The 3,848-nt window shown below is 65.1% G+C and carries 6 protein-coding genes and 2 pseudogenes; 5 read left to right on the forward strand and 3 right to left on the reverse strand.

The window, feature by feature from the left end; all coding sequences use genetic code 11:
• Window positions 1-1,123 (reverse strand): DUF4185 domain-containing protein (locus A2J02_RS03825; RefSeq protein WP_231911402.1); only part of this gene is annotated, 1,123 nt, incomplete at its 3' end.
• A gap of 142 nt (window positions 1,124-1,265) precedes the next feature.
• Window positions 1,266-1,679, reverse strand: a complete 414-nt coding sequence (locus tag A2J02_RS03830; RefSeq protein ID WP_068047047.1) for a DUF6992 family protein — start codon at window positions 1,677-1,679, stop codon at window positions 1,266-1,268.
• Between the two features lie 107 nt (window positions 1,680-1,786).
• Here A2J02_RS03830 and A2J02_RS03835 point away from each other — a divergent pair, with 107 nt between their 5' ends.
• Together A2J02_RS03835 and A2J02_RS03840 are read left to right on the forward strand one after the other, a co-directional pair.
• Complete coding sequence (locus A2J02_RS03835) at window positions 1,787-2,119, forward strand: hypothetical protein (RefSeq protein ID WP_068047049.1); 333 nt, start codon at window positions 1,787-1,789, stop codon at window positions 2,117-2,119.
• On the forward strand, window positions 2,080-2,559 hold the full coding sequence (locus A2J02_RS03840; RefSeq protein ID WP_156516069.1) for a hypothetical protein: 480 nt from the start codon (window positions 2,080-2,082) through the stop codon (window positions 2,557-2,559). The genes A2J02_RS03835 and A2J02_RS03840 overlap by 40 nt, the downstream gene beginning before the upstream one ends.
• Before the next feature lie 13 nt (window positions 2,560-2,572).
• Here A2J02_RS03840 and A2J02_RS03845 read toward each other — a convergent pair whose 3' ends face one another.
• Window positions 2,573-3,139 (reverse strand): peptide deformylase, encoded by a 567-nt coding sequence (locus A2J02_RS03845; RefSeq protein WP_068047054.1) that lies wholly within the window; start codon window positions 3,137-3,139, stop codon window positions 2,573-2,575.
• A 22-nt stretch (window positions 3,140-3,161) separates the two neighbouring features.
• On the opposite strand from A2J02_RS03845, the pseudogene A2J02_RS28550 reads away from it, so the two are divergent.
• The 3 genes and pseudogenes from A2J02_RS28550 to A2J02_RS03855 all read left to right on the forward strand — a co-directional run.
• Window positions 3,162-3,290: pseudogene (locus tag A2J02_RS28550) on the forward strand (DUF2256 domain-containing protein); the annotation flags it as partial.
• Window positions 3,291-3,305: 15 nt separating this feature from the next.
• On the forward strand, window positions 3,306-3,557 hold the full coding sequence (locus A2J02_RS28555) for a DUF3253 domain-containing protein (protein WP_231893683.1): 252 nt from the start codon (window positions 3,306-3,308) through the stop codon (window positions 3,555-3,557).
• Between the two features lie 46 nt (window positions 3,558-3,603).
• Window positions 3,604-3,848, forward strand: a pseudogene (locus tag A2J02_RS03855) (HNH endonuclease signature motif containing protein); the annotation flags it as partial.

The following is a 3,848-nucleotide window of genomic DNA, read 5'->3' on the forward strand; positions in this document are numbered from 1 at the left end:
TGGTCCTCGGCGCACTCCACGGACCCTCGGGGTTGTCTGCCGTTCGAGCGACCAGAGTGCGAGAGTTCTCGTCCCCGTACATCATCACGTAGCGGCCGAGGTAGTCGTTCCACGCAACCGACATCTCACTGACCGGGCCCTTGACGACGGCGACTGTATCGCCGATGTTCTTCGACCACTGCTTCGTCGGATCCGGATCCTGCGTCGAGTACTCGTACGCGTCGAGATCCTCGATGTCCGCAGGCGCGACCCGCGAGACGAAGGCGTCGCCGAATCGTCCGTTGGGAGTACCGAACTGGTACAGGTACTCGCCGTCGCGGCCCAGGACGTACGCACTCTGCTGGAACTTGCCCTGGCTTTCGTGGACGTTGGTGAAGCCGGGGATGGTGACACCCTTGTTGACGCGGATGGTCCTGGGATCCGTCGTCCAATTCTGGCCGTTGTCAGTGGATTTCGCGGTCGCGGAGTAATTCGTGACCCAGCGACCGGGTGTGCCCCAGCTCTGCACCGACATGTAGTTGATGAACTGGGTGTTGCCGATCGCGATGGCCGCCGTGGGGATGGTCGTGTCCTCGACGCTGGGTAGCTTTGCGCTCGAGATGATCTCGGCCGCATAGCGTGGGTTGTCTGCACGCACGACGGCACCGGACGTGTTGTCCGCGGGATCGGCTGGACCGATCTCGATGCCCTGCGCCAAGTTCGTCGACGCCTTGTCCGAGCGGAACAGCGCGTTGCTGCGCCACTGGGCATTGCCGGAGGAGCAGTCGCCGAACGTGTCACCGAACGCCATCAGGATCTGGCCGGCACCGTTGTCCCAGCTGATCCCGAGGTCGGTACCGGACATCGCAAGGTCGTTGTAGGTGTTGTTCACACTCTGCGGACCGGTGACCCAAGCGATGCTCTGCGTGTTGCCGGTGATCCGAGGAAGCGGCCCCTGCGGACCCTGCGGGTTCTTACCCGACATGCCCGCGCTGCCCGACGACCCGAACAGCGGAGACGAGCCCGGCCCGCCGAGCCCACCACACGGTTCGGCCGACACGGTGGGCGCAGTCAAAGCGCTGAGTCCGCTCACTGCCAGCGCCAGGACAGCCCCGACAGCGATCTGCCGACTACGTACACGCATAGACGAACCCACCGTTTCCCGTGTGACCCACGATACTGATGTGACTGATGGGACGAGTGTTACGCAAATCTACTGATCGCGCAACAAATCGGGCATGTCGGTACTTGACAAAACACCTACGGAGAGAATGACACTCGTGTGATTAGCCGGCAATCATGCGGGCGTGAGTCGTGTCCAGCGCGAGCAGTGCAGCGCCCTGCACGACGACGGCAGTGCCGTGACCCACGGCCTGGTCAGCAGTGATCCGGCCGCCGAACCGAGGCTTCCTGACGGCGATGTGCGCACCGGTCGCGATGTAGAGAACGTCGAGACCGGCATTGATCCACAGCAGCCGACTCAAACTCGCGGCCGTCGGGGGCTTCGAGCTCAGCGCGCCTGCACCCGCGATCGCCAGATCGATCGCGCCCCACCCCGCCGTCTGCAACCCGAACGCCCGCCGGGCAGGCGAGGACCCGCGCAACGCCAACATCGTTCCGGCGAGCACACTCCCACCGCCCCACACCGCGAGGCGACGGCCGAGCTGCTGGGCAACGATGGGCGCTTCGAGTGCTGTCATGCACTCCAGTGTGCCGCCTCGGGGGAGATGCCGGTTCGTAACGCGCGGTCGGTTGCAGCCGATTCCATGAGCACTGAGCATTCGCGCTCGAAACGAACGGAGCCACCATGCTGAAGAAGGTCCTCGCCGGAGTCGCGCTGGCGATCGGCGGCGCAGTGCTCGTCGCGTCGACAGCGTCCGCAGCACCCGACGACAACCCGTTCGGACCCAAGGACTCGACCGCGAACTTCGTGAGCGCCCTCGACCCTGCGGCATACGGTGCAGCGAGCGCCAAATCGTTGATCGTCAGCCCGTTCGGCACGAGCCAGCAGATCGACTGCTCGTCGTTCCACGGCCAGAGCTGGTGCACCCAGAACGGGCGAGTCCTCACTCAGATTCGAATCCCGGCCGGATCGTCGGAATGGGACTACCGGACGCTCTACGTCTACAACCCGTTCTGATGATCGCCGGCCGCGTCCTGTGCGGACTGGCTCTCGTCGCCCTCACCGGTTGCGCTGCAACGCAACCCGAGCCGACCATCGAGGCGGCGGTGAACGTTGCGCCGTCGTCGTTCCCGGCACCTCCTCCCTCCGTCGCACCCTCCGCCATCCCGACCCCGGACGAGGCGACCGCCATCTTCCGCACCGTCTTCGACTGGACCGCCGAGCGGTCCGACCGCGCCGACGCGCTCGAGGGATCTGCCGAGGAGAATGCCGCGGTCTTCGACAGCGGTGGGATCATGTCGGAGTTGTCGTTCGACCGCATCGACGTCGTCGCACCCGGCCGGGTCGAGGCGAGCGGAACGTCCGTCGGGCGAGTGTCCTCCATCGACTTCGTTGTCTCCGAGGGCCGTTGGAAGCTGGAACGTGCAGCGGCGTGCGGAATCACCGGGGCATGTTGACCGACGGATCAGATCACCATCCGAACGGGTCAGAGTCGGACCCGGGCATCCAACTGTTGCCGGGCCCGACCCACCCTCGGGCCTTGATCATCTTCTTCGCTGCGCGCTGATTGCGGCCGATCAGACGGTCGAGGTACAGGTGACCGGCCAGATGGTCGGACTCGTGCTGCAGACACCGCGCCAGGTAGCCGTGCCCCTCGACGGATACGGGATTGTTCTCCACATCGACACCGGTCACGCGGGCCCAGTCCGCACGGCCGGTCGGGTACCGCTCCCCCGGGACCGACAGACACCCCTCACCGTCCTCGGGGTCCGGCATCGTCTCCGGGATCGCCGACGTCTCGAGCACTGGATTGACCACGTGCCCGCGATGACGGACTCCGCCGTCGTGGAGGTCGTAGACGAACACCGCACGCGGATCACCGACCTGGTTGGCGGCAAGACCGGCACCGTGCGCCGCAGTGTTGGTCTCGAACAGGTCCTCCACGAACGCGGCCAACTCCGCGTCGAACTCGGTGACGGGAGCGGCACAGGTCGTCAAACGTGGGTCGCCGGCAACGAGGATGGGTCGAATCGCCATGCGAGAAGGTTACTGTCGAAGCATGGCTCATTCCCGTCGCTCCCCCACGGCTCACCCCGCGGACAAGGTCTGCGCGTCGTGCGGACGGCGAATCGAATGGCGCAAGAAGTGGGAGAAGAACTGGGATGACATCAAGTACTGCAGCGACGCATGCCGCCGGCACAAGGTGAGCACCACCGACAAGGAACTCGAAGACAAGATCCGTTCCCTGCTCGACGCCCGATCCCGCGACTCCACGATCTGCCCTTCCGACGTCGCACGTGCACTGTCCGAGGACAATTGGCGGGAGTTGATGGAACCGGTTCGCCGCGCCGCCCGCCGCATGGTCGACGCGGGAGAAGTCGAGATCACCCAGAAGGGATCCGTCGTCGATCCCTCCACCGCGAAGGGGCCCATTCGTATCCGTTGGAGACGCTGACCAGCGTCTCAGGAACTTGTCGGTGGGTGGGTATAGCTTTTCCGGTGTGAAGACATGGGGGGATGTGTTCGGGCTCGGTGACCAGGATTTGGTCTCCGAGCTCGCTGGCGTGTCTTCCCTCGAAAATGAGCTCGCTGCAATGCGATTGACGCTGCTGGCGGAGATGGACCGGCGTGGTCTTGCCATGAAGCTCGGCTTCTCGTCGGTGACCCGGTGGTACGCGCGATCGGTGCGTATCACCGACGGGTCCGCGGCCCGTCAGATGGAGCTGGGGCAGTGGCTCACCGACCG

Origin of the sequence: Rhodococcus sp. EPR-147 (genome assembly GCF_001647185.1) — a bacterium.
In the GTDB taxonomy this organism is placed as follows: Bacteria; Actinomycetota; Actinomycetes; order Mycobacteriales; family Mycobacteriaceae; genus Rhodococcoides.

What these genes read in the sequence shown, in the direction of transcription:
- A2J02_RS03840 (WP_156516069.1), top strand. Translation starts at nt 2,080, where the DNA reads ATGGGACTACCGGACGCTCTACGTCTACAACCCGTTCTGATGATCGCC.
- A2J02_RS03845 (WP_068047054.1), bottom strand. Translation starts at nt 3,139, where the DNA reads ATGGCGATTCGACCCATCCTCGTTGCCGGCGACCCACGTTTGACGACC.
- A2J02_RS03835 (WP_068047049.1), top strand. Translation starts at nt 1,787, where the DNA reads ATGCTGAAGAAGGTCCTCGCCGGAGTCGCGCTGGCGATCGGCGGCGCA.
- A2J02_RS03830 (WP_068047047.1), bottom strand. Translation starts at nt 1,679, where the DNA reads ATGACAGCACTCGAAGCGCCCATCGTTGCCCAGCAGCTCGGCCGTCGC.